The organism is Actinomadura rupiterrae, from assembly GCF_024172125.1.
Lineage (GTDB): Bacteria > Actinomycetota > Actinomycetes > Streptosporangiales > Streptosporangiaceae > Spirillospora > Spirillospora rupiterrae.
This window is the reverse complement of the sequence record NZ_JAMZEA010000019.1, coordinates 1-17,542: the sequence shown is the minus strand read 5'-3', so window position 1 is coordinate 17,542 and position 17,542 is coordinate 1. Positions and strand designations below refer to the sequence as shown.

20 protein-coding genes are annotated in these 17,542 nt (G+C 74.1%); 13 read left to right on the top strand and 7 right to left on the bottom strand.

Annotation, left to right across the window (positions count from 1 at the left end):
• Nucleotides 1-23: 23 nt before the first annotated feature.
• The 4 genes from nirB to FHU30_RS43920 are packed head-to-tail and all read left to right on the top strand — an operon-like array spanning nucleotide 24 to nucleotide 5,158.
• Entirely contained in the window at nucleotides 24-2,567 is a 2,544-nt protein-coding gene (gene nirB / locus FHU30_RS43935) for a nitrite reductase large subunit NirB (protein ID WP_253883671.1), read from the top strand.
• Nucleotides 2,564-2,998, top strand: a complete 435-nt coding sequence (gene nirD / locus FHU30_RS43930) for a nitrite reductase small subunit NirD (protein WP_253883670.1) — start codon at nucleotides 2,564-2,566, stop codon at nucleotides 2,996-2,998. The genes nirB and nirD overlap by 4 nt, the downstream gene beginning before the upstream one ends.
• A complete protein-coding gene (locus FHU30_RS43925; protein ID WP_253883669.1) occupies nucleotides 2,988-4,166 on the top strand; it encodes a uroporphyrinogen-III synthase in 1,179 nt (392 codons plus the stop codon). The genes nirD and FHU30_RS43925 overlap by 11 nt, the downstream gene beginning before the upstream one ends.
• 56 nt (nucleotides 4,167-4,222) lie before the next feature.
• On the top strand, nucleotides 4,223-5,158 hold the full coding sequence (locus tag FHU30_RS43920) for a hypothetical protein (RefSeq protein ID WP_253883668.1): 936 nt from the start codon (nucleotides 4,223-4,225) through the stop codon (nucleotides 5,156-5,158).
• Here the strand turns inward: FHU30_RS43920 and FHU30_RS43915 are convergent.
• Nucleotides 5,155-5,952, bottom strand: coding sequence for a glycerophosphodiester phosphodiesterase family protein (locus FHU30_RS43915; protein WP_253883667.1), 798 nt, complete (start codon nucleotides 5,950-5,952; stop codon nucleotides 5,155-5,157). The two genes, FHU30_RS43920 and FHU30_RS43915, sit on opposite strands and share 4 nt — an antisense overlap.
• Before the next feature lie 128 nt (nucleotides 5,953-6,080).
• Here FHU30_RS43915 and FHU30_RS43910 point away from each other — a divergent pair, with 128 nt between their 5' ends.
• Together FHU30_RS43910 and FHU30_RS43905 are read left to right on the top strand one after the other, a co-directional pair.
• A complete protein-coding gene (locus FHU30_RS43910; protein ID WP_253883666.1) occupies nucleotides 6,081-6,260 on the top strand; it encodes a hypothetical protein in 180 nt (59 codons plus the stop codon).
• Nucleotides 6,253-6,660 carry a hypothetical protein gene (locus FHU30_RS43905; RefSeq protein WP_253883665.1) on the top strand — a complete coding sequence of 136 codons (408 nt, stop codon included), beginning with the start codon at nucleotides 6,253-6,255 and terminating at the stop codon, nucleotides 6,658-6,660. Before FHU30_RS43910 ends, FHU30_RS43905 begins: the two co-directional genes overlap by 8 nt.
• Nucleotide 6,661: 1 nt before the next feature.
• Here FHU30_RS43905 and FHU30_RS43900 read toward each other — a convergent pair whose 3' ends face one another.
• Nucleotides 6,662-7,486 carry a TrmH family RNA methyltransferase gene (locus FHU30_RS43900; protein ID WP_253883664.1) on the bottom strand — a complete coding sequence of 275 codons (825 nt, stop codon included), beginning with the start codon at nucleotides 7,484-7,486 and terminating at the stop codon, nucleotides 6,662-6,664.
• A 198-nt stretch (nucleotides 7,487-7,684) separates the two neighbouring features.
• Between FHU30_RS43900 and FHU30_RS43895 the strand changes: the two genes are divergently transcribed.
• The 4 genes from FHU30_RS43895 to FHU30_RS43880 all read left to right on the top strand — a co-directional run bounded on the left by FHU30_RS43895 (nucleotide 7,685) and on the right by FHU30_RS43880 (nucleotide 10,741).
• Nucleotides 7,685-8,596, top strand: coding sequence for an RNA polymerase sigma-70 factor (locus tag FHU30_RS43895; protein WP_253883663.1), 912 nt, complete (start codon nucleotides 7,685-7,687; stop codon nucleotides 8,594-8,596).
• Between the two features lie 46 nt (nucleotides 8,597-8,642).
• Complete coding sequence (locus FHU30_RS43890; RefSeq protein WP_253883662.1) at nucleotides 8,643-9,695, top strand: metalloregulator ArsR/SmtB family transcription factor; 1,053 nt, start codon at nucleotides 8,643-8,645, stop codon at nucleotides 9,693-9,695.
• Entirely contained in the window at nucleotides 9,692-10,291 is a 600-nt protein-coding gene (locus FHU30_RS43885) for a dihydrofolate reductase family protein (RefSeq protein ID WP_253883661.1), read from the top strand. The genes FHU30_RS43890 and FHU30_RS43885 overlap by 4 nt, the downstream gene beginning before the upstream one ends.
• Before the next feature lie 231 nt (nucleotides 10,292-10,522).
• Nucleotides 10,523-10,741 carry an EF-hand domain-containing protein gene (locus FHU30_RS43880; protein WP_253883660.1) on the top strand — a complete coding sequence of 73 codons (219 nt, stop codon included), beginning with the start codon at nucleotides 10,523-10,525 and terminating at the stop codon, nucleotides 10,739-10,741.
• 62 nt (nucleotides 10,742-10,803) lie between these two features.
• Here the strand turns inward: FHU30_RS43880 and FHU30_RS43875 are convergent, their stop codons facing one another.
• Both FHU30_RS43875 and FHU30_RS43870 read right to left on the bottom strand, forming a co-directional pair.
• Complete coding sequence (locus FHU30_RS43875; protein ID WP_253883659.1) at nucleotides 10,804-11,394, bottom strand: TrmH family RNA methyltransferase; 591 nt, start codon at nucleotides 11,392-11,394, stop codon at nucleotides 10,804-10,806.
• A complete protein-coding gene (locus tag FHU30_RS43870) occupies nucleotides 11,391-12,008 on the bottom strand; it encodes a class I SAM-dependent methyltransferase (RefSeq protein ID WP_253883658.1) in 618 nt (205 codons plus the stop codon). Before FHU30_RS43870 ends, FHU30_RS43875 begins: the two co-directional genes overlap by 4 nt.
• A gap of 229 nt (nucleotides 12,009-12,237) precedes the next feature.
• Between FHU30_RS43870 and FHU30_RS43865 the strand changes: the two genes are divergently transcribed.
• The 3 genes from FHU30_RS43865 (at nucleotide 12,238) to FHU30_RS43855 (ending at nucleotide 14,378) form a co-directional block, all read left to right on the top strand.
• Nucleotides 12,238-13,050 (top strand): rhomboid-like protein, encoded by an 813-nt coding sequence (locus FHU30_RS43865; RefSeq protein ID WP_253883657.1) that lies wholly within the window; start codon nucleotides 12,238-12,240, stop codon nucleotides 13,048-13,050.
• Nucleotides 13,051-13,059: 9 nt separating this feature from the next.
• The gene (locus FHU30_RS43860) at nucleotides 13,060-14,016 is read left to right on the top strand and encodes a LysR family transcriptional regulator (RefSeq protein ID WP_253883656.1); all 957 of its coding nucleotides are present in this window, start codon (nucleotides 13,060-13,062) and stop codon (nucleotides 14,014-14,016) included.
• A 68-nt stretch (nucleotides 14,017-14,084) separates the two neighbouring features.
• Nucleotides 14,085-14,378, top strand: coding sequence for a YciI family protein (locus FHU30_RS43855; protein ID WP_253883655.1), 294 nt, complete (start codon nucleotides 14,085-14,087; stop codon nucleotides 14,376-14,378).
• Between the two features lie 107 nt (nucleotides 14,379-14,485).
• On the opposite strand, the gene FHU30_RS43850 is transcribed toward FHU30_RS43855, so the two are convergent.
• From FHU30_RS43850 to FHU30_RS43840, 3 genes are all read right to left on the bottom strand, one after another.
• Nucleotides 14,486-15,433: a VWA domain-containing protein gene (locus FHU30_RS43850; protein ID WP_253883654.1), complete on the bottom strand. Its 948-nt coding sequence runs from the start codon at nucleotides 15,431-15,433 to the stop codon at nucleotides 14,486-14,488.
• On the bottom strand, nucleotides 15,430-16,674 hold the full coding sequence (locus tag FHU30_RS43845) for a DUF58 domain-containing protein (RefSeq protein WP_253883653.1): 1,245 nt from the start codon (nucleotides 16,672-16,674) through the stop codon (nucleotides 15,430-15,432). The genes FHU30_RS43850 and FHU30_RS43845 overlap by 4 nt, the downstream gene beginning before the upstream one ends.
• A partial coding sequence (locus tag FHU30_RS43840; protein WP_253883652.1) for an AAA family ATPase occupies nucleotides 16,674-17,542 on the bottom strand: 869 nt, incomplete at its 5' end. The genes FHU30_RS43840 and FHU30_RS43845, both read right to left, overlap by 1 nt.

Here is a 17,542-nt window from a genome sequence, read left to right as displayed (position 1 = left end):
CGGCCCGGTTTGAAGATCGGGTCATGAACGGTGACCGAGAGGGTTCGCTTCGGGTGGTCGTCGTCGGGCACGGTCCGGCGGGGCACCGGCTGGTGGAGGCGCTGCGGGCGCGGGACGCGGCCGGGACCTGCCGGGTGACCGTCCTCGGGGAGGAGACCCGGGCCGCCTACGACCGGGTGGCGCTGACCTCCTACCTGACCGAGGACGCCGACCTGGCGCTGCCCGAGCACGACGAGGCGGTGCGGGTGGTGGCCGGGGATCCGGTGACGGGGATCGACCTTGCGGCCAGGACCGTAACGACCGCGTCCGGGCTGGTGGTGGAGTACGACGCGCTGGTGCTGGCGACCGGTTCCGCGCCGTTCGTCCCGCCGGTGCCGGGCAAGGATCTGCCGGGCGTGTTCGTCTACCGGACGATCGACGACCTGGACGCGCTCCGCGAGCACTGCACCAACCTTACTTTGTCAAGGCCCGGGGCTGGAGGCGTCGTCGTCGGGGGAGGGCTCCTCGGCCTCGAAGCCGCCCGCGCCGTCCAGGGCCTGGGCGTCGAGACGCACGTGGTCGAGGTCGCGCCGTGGCTGATGCCGCGCCAGCTGGACGAAGGCGGCGGCGCGATGCTGCGCCGGCACGTCGAGGCGCTGGGCATGAACGTGCACGCGGGCACGCCGATGGAGCGGCTGGAGGCGGGCGAGGACGGCGCGGTCGCGTCGGTCGCGCTCGCCGGCGGCGCGTCGCTGGACGCGGGCGTGGTGGTGTTCTCCGCGGGTGTCCGCCCGCGGGACGAGCTGGCGCGCGGCTGCGGCCTGCAGGTGGGTGAGCGCGGCGGGATCGTGGTGGATGAGGCGTGCCGCACGTCCGATCCGGCGGTGTTCGCGATCGGTGAGTGCGCGCTGGTGGACGGCCAGGTGTACGGGCTGGTCGCGCCGTGTTTCAGCATGGCCGAGGTGGTCGCCGACCAGCTGCTGGCGGCGGCGTCCGACACGGACTGCACCGCGCGGTTCGAGGGCGCGGACCTGTCGACGAAGCTGAAGCTGATGGGCGTCGACGTCGCGAGCTTCGGCGACCCGTTCCGCGCGGACGGCCTGGACGTCACCTACACCGACCCGGTGGCGGGGATCTACAAGCGGCTGGTCGTCAGCGACGATGCGCGGACGCTGCTGGGCGGGGTGCTGGTCGGGGACGCGTCGGGGTATCCGGCGCTGCGGGCGCAGGTCGGGACGCGGCTGCCGGGGTCGCCGGAGCAGGTGCTGTTCGGCGGGACGGAGGCGGCGGGCGGTGATCTGCCGGGCGCGACGGTGATCTGCTCGTGCAACAACGTGTCGGCGGAGGCGATCCGGAGCGGGATCCGCGCGGAGTCCCTGACCGAGGTGGCGCAGGTCAAGGCGTGCACGCGGGCGGGCACGACGTGCGGGAGCTGCGTGCCGCTGGTGAAGCGGATCCTGGACGCGGAGCTGACGGCGGCCGGGGTGGAGGTCAGCCGGGCGCTGTGCGAGCACTTCGAGCACAGCCGGGCGGAGCTGTTCGACATCGTCCGGGTCACGGGGATCACCACGTTCACGCGGCTGATCGCCGAGCACGGGCGGGGGCGGGGCTGCGACATCTGCAAGCCGGTGGTGGCGTCGATCCTGGCGTCGCTGGGGAACGGGCACATCCTGGACGGCGAGCAGGCGGCGCTGCAGGACACCAACGACCACCACCTGGCGAACCTGCAGAAGAACGGGACGTACTCGGTGGTGCCGCGGATCCCGGGCGGGGAGATCACGCCGGAGCGGCTGATCGTGATCGGTGAGGTGGCGCGGGACTTCGGCCTCTACACCAAGATCACCGGCGGGCAGCGGATCGACCTGTTCGGGGCGCGGGTGGAGCAGCTGCCGCTGATCTGGCGGCGGCTGGTGGACGCGGGGTTCGAGTCGGGGCACGCCTACGGCAAGGCGCTGCGGACGGTGAAGTCGTGCGTGGGGTCGACGTGGTGCCGGTACGGGGTGCAGGACTCGGTGGGGATGGCGATCGCGCTGGAGCTGCGGTACCGGGGGCTGCGCGCGCCGCACAAGATCAAGGCGGCGGTGTCGGGGTGCGCGCGGGAGTGCGCGGAGGCGCAGGCCAAGGACTTCGGGGTGATCGCGACCGAGGGCGGCTGGAACCTGTACGTCGGCGGGAACGGCGGGATGCGGCCGCGGCATGCGGACCTGTTCGCGACGGACCTGTCGGATGAGGAGCTGATCCGGTACGTGGACCGGTTCCTGATGTTCTACATCCGGACGGCGGACCGGTTGCAGCGGACGGCGAGCTGGCTGGAGTCGCTGGACGGCGGCCTGGACTACCTGCGCGAGGTGGTCGTGGAGGACCGGCTGGGGATCGCGGGTGAGCTGGACGCGGCGATGGCGCGGCATGTCGGGTCCTATTCCGACGAGTGGGCGGACACGCTGGCCGATCCGGAGCGGATGCGGCGGTTCGTGTCGTTCGTGAACGCGCCGGACGTGCCGGATCCGAGTATCGCGTTCGAGACCGAGCGGGATCAGATCAGGCCGGTCCTGGTGGCCGGTGCGGAGCTGGAGGTGGCGGGCCGATGACCGTGTTGCGCGATGTGGAGACCCTGCCCGGGGTGTCGGGGTGGCACCGGGTGTGCCGGCTGACCGATCTGCTGCCGGAGCGCGGGGCGGCGGCGCTGGTGGCGGGGGTGCAGGTGGCGCTGTTCCGGACGTTCGAGGGCGGTCTGCACGCGGTGGGGAACCTGGATCCGTTCAGCGGGGCGCAGGTGATGTCGCGGGGGCTGCTGGGGTGCCGTGGCGGGGTGCCGGTGGTGGCGTCGCCGATGTTCAAGCACGTGTTCGACCTGCGGACGGGCGAGTCCCTCTCCGAGCCGGGCCCGGGCCTGCCGGTGTTCGCCGTCCGAGTGCAAGACGACATGGTCGAGGTATCACTGGAACCGGCATCCCAGCCTGCTTCGTCGTCTGCTGATACCGCGGATCGCGCGGGGACGGTGGCGTCCGGTGAACGGTGAGGGCGAGCCGCTGGCGGGGTTCGCGGTGGGGGTGACGGCGGCGCGGCGGCGTGAGGAGCTGGCGGTGCTGCTGGAGCGGCGGGGGGCGCGGGTGGTGCATGCGCCGGCGATCCGGCTGGTGCCGCTGGCCGATGATGTGGAGCTGCTGGCGGCGACGCGGGCGTGTCTGGAGCGTCCGCTGGACCATGCGGTGGTGACGACCGGGATCGGGTTCCGGGCGTGGGTGGAGGCGGCGGACGGCTGGGGGCTGCGCGAGGCGCTGATGGCGCGGCTGGGCGCGGCCGATGTGGTGGCGCGCGGGCCGAAGGCGCGGGGTGCGCTGCGGTCGGAGGGTCTGACCGAGCGGTGGTCGCCGGAGTCGGAGTCGTGCGCGGAGGTGCTGGAGCACCTGCTGGAGAAGGACCTGTCGGGTGCGCGGATCGCGGTGCAGCTGTACGGGGAGCAGCTGGAGGACATGACCGGGCCGCTGCGGGCGGCGGGCGCCGAGGTGATCGAGGTGCCGGTGTACCGGTGGGCGCGGGTGGAGGATGTGACGCCGCTGCGGCGGCTGGTGGGTCAGGCGGTGGCGGGCACGGTGGACGCGATCACCTTCACCAGCGCGCCGGCGGTGGCGGCGACGCTGGCGGTGGCGGCGGACGACGGGCTGGAGGAGCTGCTGCTGGAGGCGTTGCGGGACGGTGTGGTCGCGGCGTGCGTGGGTCCGGTGACGGCGCGCGCGCTGACCGGGCGGGGGGTGCCGACGGTGCAGCCGGAGCGGGCGCGGATCGGTGCGCTGGTGCGGGCGCTGGCGGCGGACCTGCCGCGGCGGCGGGCGCGGCGGTTGCGGGTGCGCGGCGGGCTGCTGGAGCTGCGCGGGCACGCGGTGGTGCTGGACGGCCAGCTGCGCCCGATCGCGCCGGCGCCGATGGCGATCCTGCGGGCGCTGGCGCGTCGTCCGGGCCACGTGGTGTCGCGCGCGGAGCTGTGCGGAGTCCTGCCGGGCCGTCCCCTGCTGGGCGGTTCCGCGTGGGGCCGCGAAGCACGCCCGCAGGCCGACGAGCACGCCGTGGAAATGGCCGTGGCCCGCCTCCGCCGAGGCCTGGGCCGAGCCGGCATCGTCGAAACCGTCGTAAAACGCGGCTACCGCCTAGCCTGCGACCCCCGCTCCCCAGGCCCCAGCCTCACCTGACCCCCCCCGCACCAAACCCGCTGGCCCCCAGGCGCTGCCCCTGCTTGAATTCCGCAGTGGCGTTGGACGTGGGGCAGCTCCTGGCGGAGCACGACGGCACGCTGCGCGGACACGTTCGAACGCATCCGCGGCTTGGCACGCTCGTCGAGCGGATCGGCCCGCTGATCCTCACGCACTTCGGCACCCACTGCGTCGTCGACCACCGTCCGCTGGACGCAGCGCGCTCGGCTTCGGCCGGACGGCTTGTCGAGCAGGTGCGGACATCCGCAGCCGCGCGTGCCGAACCCGTGGAGTGGCGTGTGTACCACCACGACGCGGCCGCTTCGCGCCTGCGTGACGCGCTCGACGCGTCCGGCTTCACCGCAGGTCGGGAGCGCAGCGTCCTGGTCGGTGAGGTCGTCGAGCTCGACTTGCCTGAGCCGGGGCCGGGGTGGGAGACCGCATCGGTCCGGTGGGATGAGCCGCGGGCGCGGCAGGCACTCGACCTCGCGGCGAGGACCGGTCCGCACCGCGTGCCCCTGGCGGCCTGGCACGCCCTCCGCGCCACCCCGTACTGGGACGTCGAGGTCCGTGTCCTGTCCCATCAGGGAAGGGGCACGGCGGCCTGCTGGCTGGAGAACCTTTCCGGCACCGCTCACGCCGTCGTCGGTGGGCTGACCGCGGCGCGCCCCGAACTCCTGGCTCAGCTACCGCTGTGGCGGTTCCATGCGCCGCTCAAGCGGTTCCTGGTCGCCGACGCCGACGGGCAGGTGCGTGATGTTCTGCTTGGCAGTGGATTTCGTGAGGTCACGACCGTCCGTTCCTACCACTGGGCCCCGCCGGGGCGTCCTGCGGAGACCCAACCGTCGACGCCCGCCTGGGCACCTTCGGCCACTACATCGAACAGACCCTCGTCGTCTTCGGCGAAGAGCTGCTCGCGCAGGTCGCGGACGACCTGGACCGGCTCCTCGGCGGCGGGAGCTGGACCTTCTGAGCGTGGTGGGCGGGGTTAGTGGGGCCAGAGGCCGCGGGAGGAGAGGGTGTGGCGGAGGGCGACGAGGTCGTCGGTCATGATGCCGTCGATGCCGATGTCCAGGAGGCGGGCCATCATCGCGGGGTCGTTGACCGTCCAGGCGTGGACCTTCAGGCCGAGCTCGTGGGCCTTGGCGATGAACGCCTCGGTGACGAAGGGGACGGGGCCGAGGCCGTAGGGGACCTGCGCGCAGGCGACGCCGGTCGCGGCGAGCCGGACGAGCTTGGCGGTCGGGCCGCCGTAGGACTTGGCGCGCAGCGCCATCATGCCGCGCGGGCCGAGGGAGGTGCAGACGTCCTCGTCGGTGAACAGCGGGAGCCGGGCGCGCATCTGCATGAGGCGGCGGGTGGAGAAGGACGTGAGGCAGACCCGGTCCCAGGCCTTGGTGCGGTGCAGGACGCGGGCGAGCGGCCCGATCACCGTCGCTTCCTTCAGGTCGATGTTGAAGCGGGCGTCGGGGAACGAGCCGATCAGGTCCTCCAGGCGGGGGATGGGTTCGGTCCCGTGGATCCGCGCCCGCGCGACCTCGGCGTAGGGGAGGGCCGCCAGGGCGCCGGAGCGGTCGGTGACGCGGTCGAGCGTCCGGTCGTGGAAGGCGACCACGACACCGTCGGCGGTGGCGTGCGCGTCGGTCTCCAGGTAGCGGTAGCCGAGGTCGACGGCGCGCTGGAAGGCCGCCATGGAGTTCTCGGGGCGTCCGCCCGCGCCGCCGCGGTGGGCGAAGGGGATCGGACCGGGATAGTCGAGGAAGGCGTAGGAGCTGCTTGACCGCACCCTCAGATTATGGCCGCTCCCGCCGACCACCTCTGTATCCCACTACCTATCTTACTGTGTAAAGGCCCTGGCTGTGAGCAATACATCCGTACATCAGTAGGGCAGTCCAGTCAGCGAAAATGGACCGCATGACTTCTGAGGGCAGCGGGACGGAGCGGTTCACGGTTCGGCATAGGGATGTGGCGATTCCGGTGTCGCGGGGTGGGCGGGGGCCGGTGTTGGTGCTGTGTCCGGGGCTGAACGCGATGCAGGCCGATCTGGAGGTGCTGGCCGGGGAGCTGCATCGACGGGGCGAATCCGGTGCCTGAGCCGTTCCTCACCGAGGAGCTCGCGCCGGTGTTCCGTGCCATGTGGGAGGAGATGGCGGGGGAGCAGCGGGCGTTGCGGGGGACGGCGCGTCAGGTGCTGCTGTCGGCGGGGGAGATCTTCGCTGTGAACGTGGAGGTGGACGAGGTCCGGGCCGCGATTCTGGACCGGTACCGGAGGCTGGACGGGCCGGTCACCGCGGTCATGTCGACGTCGATGGCGGGCCGTGACGAGGAGGGGCCTGCGCCGTGGCTGAACCGGAACTGGCGGGCCGGGGGTGAGCCGTTGGCGCGCGAGTGCCCGCAGGTGGCGGTGTCGTGGATCGACGGCGACCACGGTCTGGTGTTCACCCATGCCCGGGAGGTCGCGGGGATCGTCCGGGCCGCGAGCGGGGCGGGGTGAGTCAGGTCGTGTGGCGGGGGTGCTGGCGGGTGGCTTCGTAGAGGGTGACGGTGGCGGCGTTGGCTGCGTTGAGGGAGGTGGCGGAGCCGCCGATGGGGATGCGGGCGATCACGTCGCAGGCGTCGCGCCAGCCGGCGCTGAGGCCGTTGGTCTCGTTGCCGATGACCAGGAGGGTGGGGCCGGTCAGGTCCACGTCGGCGAGGTCGGCGGTGCCGTGCTCGTCGGTGCCGACGATCCGGACGGGGCGTCCGGTGGCGTGCAGGTCGCCGGTCCAGTCGAGGACCTCGCGGTGGGAGCGGGCGCGGACGACGGGGACGGCGAGGAGGGAGCCGGTGGAGGCGCGGACGGCCTTGGGGTCGTAGGGGTCGGCGGAGTGGCCGGTGACGACCAGGCCGGCGCCGCCGAAGGCGTCCAGGGAGCGGATGATGGTGCCGATGTTGCCGGGGGTGGTGGGGCGGTCGAAGACCATGCCGAGGAAGTCGGGCGGGACGGGGATGCGGTCCAGGTCGTCGGGGGGCAGTTCGGCGACGGCGACGAGTTCGGGGGTCTGCTGGTCCTTGCCGCTGAGCTGCAGGAGCAGGTCGGGGGACATCGCGACGCGGTCGCCGCCGGCGCGTTGCAGGATGCCGGTGGCCCAGCGTGACAGGGGCCGGTCGGCGTCGTGGATGAGGGTGCGGATCGTCCAGCCGTGCTCGACGGCGAGGGTGATCGGGCGGACGCCCTGGACGAGGAACTCCCCGGCGCGCTGCCGCTTGTTCTGGTTGCGCAGCAGTGCTTCCCACTGCTGGAAGCGCGCGTTGGGACGCGTGATCCGTACTACGCCCATGGTTGTGCCGGCCCCCCGTTTCGTCGGGCGCCAGTCTCCCACAGGTGATCGCGGTTCTATGCTCTGGCGCGCGCCCTCGCGTGGACGCCGCGCGCGTGCGCGTGACGTGGGGTGATCCGTCTCACATGGTGTGACGGGGGAGGGCCGGGCGGTGTCTTGATGCCCGGACCGTGAACGGCGAGTGCGAAGGACGGGCGGATGAGCGACCAGCAGAGCTCCGGTGGTGGGGGAGACGAGGCGACCGAGGTGTTCGTCGCGCACCGCAACCTGCTGTTCACCGTCGCCTACGAGATGCTCGGGTCGGCCGCCGACGCTGAGGACGTGCTGCAGGAGACGTGGCTGCGGTGGACGGGTGTGGATCTGGGGACGGTCCGGGACGCGCGCGCGTACCTGATCCGCATCACGACGCGGCAGGCGCTGAACCGGTTGCGGACGCTGGCGCGGCGCAAGGAGTCGTATGTGGGGCCGTGGCTGCCCGAGCCGGTCGCGACGGCGCCGGATGTCGCCGAGGACGCCGAGTTGGCGGAGAGCATGTCGATGGCGTTGATGCTGGTGCTGGAGACGCTGTCGCCGACCGAGCGGGCGGTGTTCGTGCTGCGGGAGGCGTTCGGGGTGGATTACGACGACATCGCGGGTGCGGTGGGGCGGTCGCCGGCGGCGGTGCGGCAGATCGCCTACCGGGCGCGGCAGCATGTGGATGCGCGGCGTCCGCGGCGGTCGGTGTCGGCGGGGGAGACCCGTGCGGTGCTGGAGTCGTTCCGGCGGGCGCTGGAGTCGGGGGATCTGCAGGGGCTGCTGGATGTGCTGGCGCCGGAGGTGGTGCTGCTCAGTGACGGCGGCGGGGTGAAGCGCGCGGCGCTGCAGCCGGTGGTGGGTGCGCTGCGGGCGGGTCGGTTCATCGCCAGCGGGATCGCGCGGCACGGGATGGACGTGACGGCGGGGCACACGGTGGTGAACGGGAATCCGGCGTTGGTGGTGCGGGTGGAGGGCGAGCTGGACGGGATCGTCGCGGTCCGGGTGGATGAGGGGCGGATCACGGGGCTGTACTACGTCCGGAACCCGGCCAAGCTCACGCGCCTGTCCGGGGACGCGCCGCTCGGCCGCCCCTGAAGTATTCCTTGACACGAATATTCGTGCTGGAGAATACTCGTGTGGCATGGACGCGCTCCTCACCGCCCTCGCCGATCCGGCGCGCCGGCGGCTGGTGACCCTGCTGGCCGAGCGGCCCCGCCCTGTCGGGGTCCTCGCCCGGCTCGCCGGAGCGCGCCAGCCGCAGACCACCAAGCACCTGCAGACGCTGGAGCGCGCCGGGATCGTCACCTCCCACCGCGCGGGGCAGCGCCGCATCTACGCGCTGCGGCCCGAGCCGCTGCGGGACCTGGCCGCCGCGCTCACCGCCCTCGCCGACGCCGCCGCGCGCGCCACCGGTCCCGGCACCGCCTTCGACCGCTACGGGCGCAGCGTCCACGCCGAACGCCTCGCCGCGGACGCGCCCGGCTGGGCCGACGGCCGCGCGTTCCGCTTCCACCGCCGCCTGCCCGCCCCGCCCGCCGCGGTCTGGCGGCACCTCACCGAACCGGCCCTGCTCGCCGCCTGGTGGGCGCCGGACGATCTGCGCCTGTCGGAGCTGGTCTTCGAGGCCGAGCCGGGCGGGCGGATCGTGCTGGCCTACCGCGACGCCGAGGACACCACCGGCACCGACCCGTCCGCGGGGCGCTCCGAAGGTGTCGTCGACACCGTCCGGCCCGGGCGGCGCCTCATCTACCGCAACTCGCCGCTGCTGCCCGGCGGCGGCACCGCCTTCACCGCCCACGTCGACCTTTCCCTCCACCCCGCCGACCCCGTCACCGTCCCCGGAGCCGGGCAGGGCTCCGGGGAGGGTGCGGGGCCCGGTGCGCCTGATCACGACCGGCGCCCCGGGCGCGGCCAGGGGCCTGGGCACGCCAGGCGGGCCGGGGACAGCGGGGATCCGGGGACGGACCTGGAGGTGGAGGTCCGGATCACCGACAGCACGGTCGACTCCGCCGACTTCATCGCCGGCATCGAACTCGGCTTCTCCCAGACCCTCGACAAACTCGCCGCCGTCCTCACCGCGCCTACCGAAACCGCCCCCTCCGGCCCGGACGCCGCGTCCGCCCCCGACGCGGCGTCCGCATCCGCAACCGACCGCCGCACCGACACCGACAACGAGCCAGGGAGCATTCGATGACCGAGACGACCGGACGCAGGGTCACCGCGAACCTCAGCCTCACCATGGACGGCCGCTACCACGGGCCCGGCGGCCCCGCCGACCTGTCCGCGATCGTCCCCTACGCGGTGACCGACCTCGGCCGCGACCACCTCGCGCGCCTGCACGAGCACGCCACCACCGCCGTCCTCGGCCGCGGAAGCGCGCAGGGGTTCATGAGCTACTGGCCGCCGGTCGCCGACGACCCCGACGCCGACCCCCGCGACCGCGGCTACGCCTCCTGGCTCGTCGGGGTGGAGAAGGTCGTCCTGTCGACGACGCTGGTCGAGGCGCCGTGGGAGCGGACCCGGATCGTCGACGCGCCCGCCGCCGAGGTGGTCGAGGAGCTGAAGGCCCTCGGGGACGGCGACATCCTGGTCAACAGCAGCCCCAGCATCATCCGGCCGCTGCTGGCCGCCGACCTGGTCGACCGCCTGTACCTGCTGGTCGTCCCGGAGATCGCCGGGGTCGGGGCGCGGCTGTTCGACGACGGCCTGCCCGCGACCAAGTGGACCCTCACCCGCCAGGAGGCCGGCAGGCTCGGCGAGCTGTCCCTCACCTACGACCGCGCCCGCTGACCCCGCACACCCCGCGCCCCGCACATCCCGCGGGCCCCGCCTGAACCGGCGCCGGGGCCGGAGCCCCCGAGTACAGGCCGGGGCGGTGCTTACCGGGCCGGTGCCGTCACCGGTGAGGCGGCGGCTGCCGGACGGGTGCTACGGTCGCTTGCCGATCCGGCGACCGGGCCGGATCCAGGCAGCACCGCGCCGCCGGCAGGACGCCGGTGTGCCGAGCACCAGGGAGGGCCGATGGCCGATCCGGAGCAGTACCGCGCGACGTTCGAGATGGTCGACGTCGACGGGGACGGGCAGATCTCGCCCGCCGAGCTGAAGAACCTCATGCGCGCGCTCGGCCAGGACATCTCCGACACGCGCGCGATCGAGGTGGTCGTGGAGGCCGACGGCGACCGCGACGGACGCATCTCCCTGCCCGAGTTCGCCGCGCTGATGGAGCGCTTCCCCTCCTGACCCCGCCACCCCGGAACAAGGGCAGCGCAGGGGGAGTGGCGGGCGGGTCAGTCGGCGCCGGGTCAGTCGGTGGCGGACCATTCGCGGCGGCGGGCCTCGGCGAGCGCCACGGCCGTCGCGACCGCGACGTTCAGCGACCCGACCCGTCCGATCTGGGGGATGTAGGCGACCGCGTCGGCGGCGGCGAGCAGCGCGGGCGAGCAGCCGTGGTCCTCGCCGCCGACCGCCAGGCACACGTCCCCGTCCAGCGGCGCGTCGTGCAGCGGGACCGCGTCGCCGGTCAGCTCCACCGCCACCAGCCGCAGCTCCTGCTCCCGCACCGCCGCGACCGCGTCGGCGACCGGCCCGGCGTGCTCCCACGGGACCAGCCGCTCGGTGCCGAGGGCGGTCTTGGCGACGTTGCGGTGGTCCGGCATGATCGCGTTGCCGGCCAGCCACATCCGCTCCACCCCGAACACCGCGGCCGAGCGGATGATCGACCCCATGTTGAACGGCTGGGTCACCGACTCCACCAGCAGCCCCACGCGGCCCTCGGTGCGGCGCCGCCAGTCCCGGTTCAGCCGCTTGACGTCGGTGGGGCGCAGCTGCCGGCGCCCCGGCCGGGCGCCGTCGCGGCCGTTGTCGCGGGTGCTGGTGTCGCGTGCGGTGCTCATCGGAGGTGACCTTCCTGCGGACGGGCCGCCACGTGCAGGACCCGGTAGGCGGAGCGTGAGGCGATACGGCGGGTCGCGAACCCCTGCTGGTCGAGCCAGCGCTGCAGCGAGTCCGACCCCAGGTGCTTCTGGACGACCAGGTGCGCCGACCCGCCGGGCGCCAGCCGCGGCAGCCACCTCAGCAGCAGCTCGTGCAGCGCGGCCTTCCCGATCCGGATCGGCGGGTTGGACCACAGCGCGTCGAACCGCAGGTCGGGGTCGACGTCGTCCGGCAGCAGGAACCGCGCGTTGGCCGCACCGGCGGACGCGGCGTTCTCGCGTGCCAGCTCCAGCGCGCGTTCGTTGACGTCCACCCCGATCACCGACGCGGCGGGCGCGCGCTTGGCGAGCGTCAGCGCGATCGGGCCGTAGCCGCAGCCGACGTCCAGGAGCGTCCCGTGGGCGGGCGGCGGTGGGACGGTCTCCAGCAGGATCCGCGTCCCGGGGTCGAGCCGGTCGGGGGAGAACATGCCCGAGTCGGTCCGCAGCCGCAGGTGCAGATCGGGCAGGACGAGATCGACCGACCGCGGACGGCTCGGCGTCCCGGGATTGGCCGCGAAGTAGTGTTCCCCCACGCCCGCCGAAGTTATCAGTGCCGCGCACGCACTCGCGCCACCCGCCACGACCCGCCCGCCCGTCCCGCCCCCTGCCCGGCTGGTGCGCGGGGTGCCGCCCGGCCGCCGGGGTCGGCCGCGGGCGGGTTGTCGGCGGGTCGGACGGGCCGGGCAGGGGCCGGTGGGGGAGAGTGGGACAGGTCAGGGACCCGCCGGGCAGGGGCCGGCGGGGTGAGGTCGGGGGCGGGGAATGGTCGTCGCGTTCGTCGTGGTCGTGGTCGGCTGGTATCTGCTGCGGGCGCTCGGGCTGGTGTCGGAGCGCGCCGGGCGGCTGGTGTCCTGGTGCGAGCCGTGGACGCGCCGGGCGCACTCCTGGGTGCTGTCGGCGCCCGCGACGTTCGCCTACGTCGCGATCTTCACCGCGTCGACGCTGGTGCAGTACTCCGCCCCGCCCAAGCTCATCGACCTGCTCACCACCCTGCAGAGCACCAACCTGCGCAACCTGCACCACGCGCCGCTGAAGGCGCTGCTGGACAGCGCGCTGTGGGTCGCCGACAAGGGCGAGGGCCTCACCCTGTACGTCGCGCTGTTCGTCACCGTCGTCGCCTGGGCCGAACGCCACTACGGCACGCCGCGGATCGTGCTGGTCGGGCTGTGCGGGCACGTGCTGGGGTCGCTGCTGACGGCGGTGGTGGAGACCCGCGCGCTGGAGACCCAGCGCGCCCCCGCGCGGCTCGCCGTCACCACCGACGTCGGCGTGTCGTACATGATGGTGTCGGGGTGCGCCGCGGCGGTGCTGCTGATGCGCGGATGGTGGCTGGCGGCCGGGGTCGGCGGGCTGGCGTTCGGGGTGGCCGGGCCGGTGGTGTGGAACCACTCCCTGTGGGACCTGGGGCACCTATTCGCGACGGTGTGCGGGCTGGCGGCGGCGTGGGCGCTGCTGCAGATCGCGCCGCCCCGCACCCCGCCCGACCTGCGGCGCTGCCTCCCGCGCCCGGCGCAGCCGTCGCCCCGCGCCCCCGAAACGCCATCCGCCGCGCAGGGGACGCCGCGGAGTCCCTAGCCTTGGGGCGTGGAGTTGCGGCAGTTGAGGTATTTCTGCGCGGTGGCCGACGAGGGGAACCTCACCCGCGCCGCCGAGGCGCTGGGGCTGCGGTCCCCGTCGCTGAGCCAGCAGATCCGCGCCCTGGAGCAGGACCTGCGGGCGCGGCTGTTCGACCGCTCCGCCACCGGCATGGCCCTCACCGCGGCGGGGGAGGCGCTGCTGCCCGAGGCGCGCGCGGCGCTGGCCGCGGCCGGACGCGCCCGCCGCGCCGTCCAGCAGGCGTCCGCACCCGTCCGGACCTACACCGTCGGGCTCCCCGCCGGCGTCCCGGCCCACCTGCCGGGCCTGATCCGCGCGGCGGCACGCGCCCTGGGCGCCGAGGTCGCCTTCGAGGACGTCCCCACCGGCCGGCAACTGCCGCGCCTGCGCCACCGCGACCTGGACCTCGGCATCGTCACCATGCCCCTCCACCACGAAACCGAGCCACGCACTGAGCAGGACGCCGAGCCAGACGCCGAGCAAGGCTTCGAGCAGGTCTCAGCGCAGCCCGGCGGGCAGGGTGGGGAGCGCGCGGGCGGGCTGGCGGTGCGGGTCGTCCACCGCGAGCCCCTCGGCGTGCTCATGGCCGCCGACCACCCGCTCGCCGCCGCCGACCGGGTCGCCTGGACGCAGCTGCACGACCAGGACCTGCTGTTCTTCCCCCGCGACCTCGCCCCCGGCTACCACGACGCGCTCCTGGCGGCCTGCCGCGGCGCCGGATGGCGTCCCCGCCTGCGGATCAGCACCGCCCGCCGTGCCGTCACCCGCGCGGAACTGACCGGCGGCGAACCCGTCGTGGCGCTGCGGCCCGCCGCCGAGGCCGAACCGGGGCTGGCATGGCGTCCGCTGGCGTCCGCCGCCCCTGCCGCCGAGTTCGCCCTCGCCTGGCCCGGACGCGCCGCCCACCCGCTGCTGCCGGGCATCCTGCGCGAACTGCGGCGTTAGGCGCCGCCTACCGGCCCCAAGGCGCCGCCTCGTGGACCGCGCGGTCCCGCCGGACGTTGACTGTCGGCATGTTCATCCTGCTGCTGCACTACCAGCCCGGCGCGCTGGAGAAGATCGACCAGATGCTCGACGAGCACTACACCTACATCGACCGGTACATCGACGACGGGACCTTCCTGCTCACCGCCCGGCAGGTCCCGCGCACCGGCGGCGCGATCCTCGCCGCCGGGTCGGACCGCGAGCGGATCGAGCGGATCGTCACCGAGGACCCCTTCCACCGCTCCGGCGCCGCCCGCTACGAGATCATCCAGATCGACCCGACCCGCTCGGTCCTGGACCTCCCCGGCCCCGGAACCGCCTGACAGGCCCCGACCGGGCCGTTGGGGTTCGGCGTGCGCGCGCCCCGGCCCCTGGAAAGCACAGGGGACCGGGGCGCGGACGGCTCAGCGGGAGACGCGGCCGTGGCGGGTCAGGGGAGGCGGGAGAACCAGGCCAGGGACGTTCCGGCGGCGGCCAGCGCGAACAGCAGCGCGATCCCCATGAACCGGGCGGAGATGTCGCGGTGCTCGGTCTTGAACCCCAGCGAGCTGCCGATGTGCTTGTACACGTCGGTGAGCTGCCCGAGGGACTCGGCCTCGTAGGCCTTGCCGTCGGTGGACTCGGCGAGGGACCGCAGGGTCTCCTTGTTCACCGACACCCCGGTCGTCTCGCCCTCGATGTCGACGGTGCCGTAGGGGGTGCCGAACGCGATCGTCGAGACGGGGACGTGCGCGGCGCGGCTGGCGTCCACGGCCTCCTGCACCGACCGGCCGGTGGTGTTGTCGCCGTCCGACAGCAGCACGATGTGCGAGGGCGGCGGGTCCTGGCTGGCCTGGGAGTCGAAGGTGCGGACGGCCTGCAGGCAGGTGAACACCGCCTCCCCGATCGCGGTGCGCTTGGCCAGCACCAGCTGGTCGATCGACGCCAGCGCGGTCTGCCGGTCGGCCGACGGCGCCGCGATCAGGTTCGCGTTCCCCGCGAACGACACCACCCCGACGTTGAACCGCGCGGGCAGCTCGCCGATGAACCTCTTCGCCGCGGCCTTGGCCGCCTCGACCCGGCTCGGCGGGACGTCCTTGGCCATCATCGACAGCGACACGTCCACCGCCACCATGATCGTCGCGCGGTCGCGGGGGACCTTCACCGTCCCGGCCGGGCGCGCGAACCCCACCACCATGATGAGGATCATGGCGAGGAAGAGGCCCGCGGCGACGTGCCGCCGCCAGCCCGGGTGCTTCGGCGCGACCTGCCGCAGCAGCGCCAGGTTGGTGAACCGCACCGCGTAGTTGCGGCGGCGGCGCTGCAGCAGCACGTACACCGCCGCGAGCAGCGGCAGCAGCACCAGCAGCCAGAGCCGGCCGGGGGACAACAGGGTCATGCGCGCGCTCCCGCGGCTGCGCCGCTGGTCGAAGGGCCGACAGAGTTGCTCGGGGCCATCGAGCCCCCAGTCCGGGCCGCCGGGCCCGCGGCGCGTCCCGCCGCGCGCCGCCGCCGCAGGGCGAACCGGGCGATGTCGGTCACCCAGTCCTGGTCGGTGCGCAGCACCAGGTGGTGCGCGCCCGCCCGGCGCAGCGCCGCCCGGGTCGCCTCCCGCTGCTCCCGCGCCGCCGCCGCGTACCGCTCGCGGACCTTCCGCGTCAGGACCACCTCGGCCGTCGCGCCGGTCTCCGGGTCGGTCATCTCCACCGGGCCGATGTCGGGCAGGTCCAGCTCCCGCGGGTCGATCACCTCCACCGCCAGCACCTGGTGCCGCGCGGCGAGCCTGCGCAGCGGCCGCTCCCACGCCGGCGCCCCGCCCGGGTTCTGCGCGGCGTGGGCGGACGCGGGGGACGAGGCGTCGGGGAGGAAGTCGGAGATCACCACGCGCAGGCCGCGGCGGGTCTGCCCCCGGTGCAGCGACTCGATCCCCGCCGCAAGGTCCGGCCGCCCTCCCGCCATGCGGGGCGTGCGGAGCGTCCCGCCCGGACGCGCCTCGCCTGGACGGTGCGGGTCGGTGTCCAGCACGTCCTGCAGCAGCTCGTACAGCGCCGCCTTCCCCGTCCGCGCCGGACGCCGCCGCAGCCGCTGCGCGTCCAGCAGGTACGCGCCGACGCGGTCACCCAGCCGCACCGTCAGGAACCCGACCGCGGCGAGCGCCGCGACCGCCAGGTCACGCTTGACCATCCGGCCCGTCCCGAACCCCATCGACGGGGTCAGGTCGGCCAGCGCCCACACCTCAAGCTCATGGTCGGCGATCAGGTCCCGGACGTGCGGCGTCGTCGTCCGCGCCGTCACCGCCCAGTCCATGTGCCGCACATCGTCCTCACCCGGCTGGTACAGCCGCGCCTCGGCGACCTCGGTCCCCGGACCCGGCAGCAGCCCCAGGTGCTCGCCGTTCAGCAGCCCGTCCAGGCGCCGCGTCACCGACAGCTCCAGCCGCCGCAGCGTCCGCTCCGGCACCAGCTCGGCCAGCCGCGAGTCCCGCGGCCCCCGCCCGGCCGGGCCCGGCGCGGGCGGCGGCGCGAACTCCGGCCGCCCACCCCACGCGCCGCCCGGCGGCAGCCCGGCCCCCGGCGGCGGACCGCCTCCCGGCTGCTGCGAGCCGCCCCCGGCGGGCGGGGAACCGGCCTCGGGCGGCATCAGGCCGTCACCTGCCCGGCCGCCGCCGTCCCCTGGTTCCACACCACCCGCGGCGGCGGCACCGCCGCCAGGATCTGCTCCACCACATCCCCGGTGTCGACCCCGTCGGCCAGCGCGTCGAACGACAGCACGATCCGGTGCGCCATCACATCCCGCGCCACCGCCCGCACATCATCGGGAAGCACGTAGTCGCGGCCGTTCAGCAGCGCCAGCCCCCGCGCCGCGCCGACCAGCCCCAGCGTCGCGCGCGGCGACGCACCGATCTCGATCACCGGCCGCAGCTCCGGCAGCCGGTACTGCTCGGGCTCGCGCGTCGCCATCACCAGCCGCACGATGTAGTCGGCGACCAGCTCGTGCACCGACACCTCCTCGGCCGCCCGCTGCAGCCCGATCAGCCGCTCCGGCGTCAGCAGCGGATCGGCCTCCGGCGGGTCCACGCTCATCCGCCGCAGGATCTGCAGCTCCTCGTGCGCCCCCGGATACCGCACGTCGATCTTCATCAGGAACCGGTCCCGCTGCGCCTCCGGCAGCGGGTACACGCCCTCGGACTCGATCGGGTTCTGCGTCGCCAGCACGATGAACGGCGCCGGCAGCGCGAACGTCGTCCCGCCGAGCGACACCTGCCGCTCGGCCATCACCTCCAGCAGCGCCGACTGCACCTTCGCCGGCGCCCGGTTGATCTCGTCGGCGAGGACGAAGTTCACGAACACCGGGCCGAGCTCCACATCGAACTGCTCGGTCGAGGGATGGTAGATCCGCGTCCCGACGATGTCGGACGGCACCAGGTCCGGCGTGAACTGCAACCGCGCGAACGTCCCCCCGACCACCCGCGCCAGCGTCCCCACCGCCAGCGTCTTGGCCACCCCCG

Bases quoted from the DNA above. Each gene is read 5' to 3' on its own strand.
- FHU30_RS43865 (WP_253883657.1), top strand. From the start codon at position 12,238: ATGGTCGTCGCGTTCGTCGTGGTCGTGGTCGGCTGGTATCTGCTGCGG.
- FHU30_RS43885 (WP_253883661.1), top strand. From the start codon at position 9,692: ATGACCGAGACGACCGGACGCAGGGTCACCGCGAACCTCAGCCTCACC.
- FHU30_RS43845 (WP_253883653.1), bottom strand. From the start codon at position 16,674: ATGCCGCCCGAGGCCGGTTCCCCGCCCGCCGGGGGCGGCTCGCAGCAG.
- nirB (WP_253883671.1), top strand. From the start codon at position 24: ATGAACGGTGACCGAGAGGGTTCGCTTCGGGTGGTCGTCGTCGGGCAC.
- FHU30_RS43850 (WP_253883654.1), bottom strand. From the start codon at position 15,433: ATGACCCTGTTGTCCCCCGGCCGGCTCTGGCTGCTGGTGCTGCTGCCG.
- FHU30_RS43880 (WP_253883660.1), top strand. From the start codon at position 10,523: ATGGCCGATCCGGAGCAGTACCGCGCGACGTTCGAGATGGTCGACGTC.
- FHU30_RS43890 (WP_253883662.1), top strand. From the start codon at position 8,643: ATGGACGCGCTCCTCACCGCCCTCGCCGATCCGGCGCGCCGGCGGCTG.
- nirD (WP_253883670.1), top strand. From the start codon at position 2,564: ATGACCGTGTTGCGCGATGTGGAGACCCTGCCCGGGGTGTCGGGGTGG.
- FHU30_RS43910 (WP_253883666.1), top strand. From the start codon at position 6,081: ATGACTTCTGAGGGCAGCGGGACGGAGCGGTTCACGGTTCGGCATAGG.
- FHU30_RS43875 (WP_253883659.1), bottom strand. From the start codon at position 11,394: ATGAGCACCGCACGCGACACCAGCACCCGCGACAACGGCCGCGACGGC.
- FHU30_RS43895 (WP_253883663.1), top strand. From the start codon at position 7,685: ATGAGCGACCAGCAGAGCTCCGGTGGTGGGGGAGACGAGGCGACCGAG.
- FHU30_RS43900 (WP_253883664.1), bottom strand. From the start codon at position 7,486: ATGGGCGTAGTACGGATCACGCGTCCCAACGCGCGCTTCCAGCAGTGG.
- FHU30_RS43855 (WP_253883655.1), top strand. From the start codon at position 14,085: ATGTTCATCCTGCTGCTGCACTACCAGCCCGGCGCGCTGGAGAAGATC.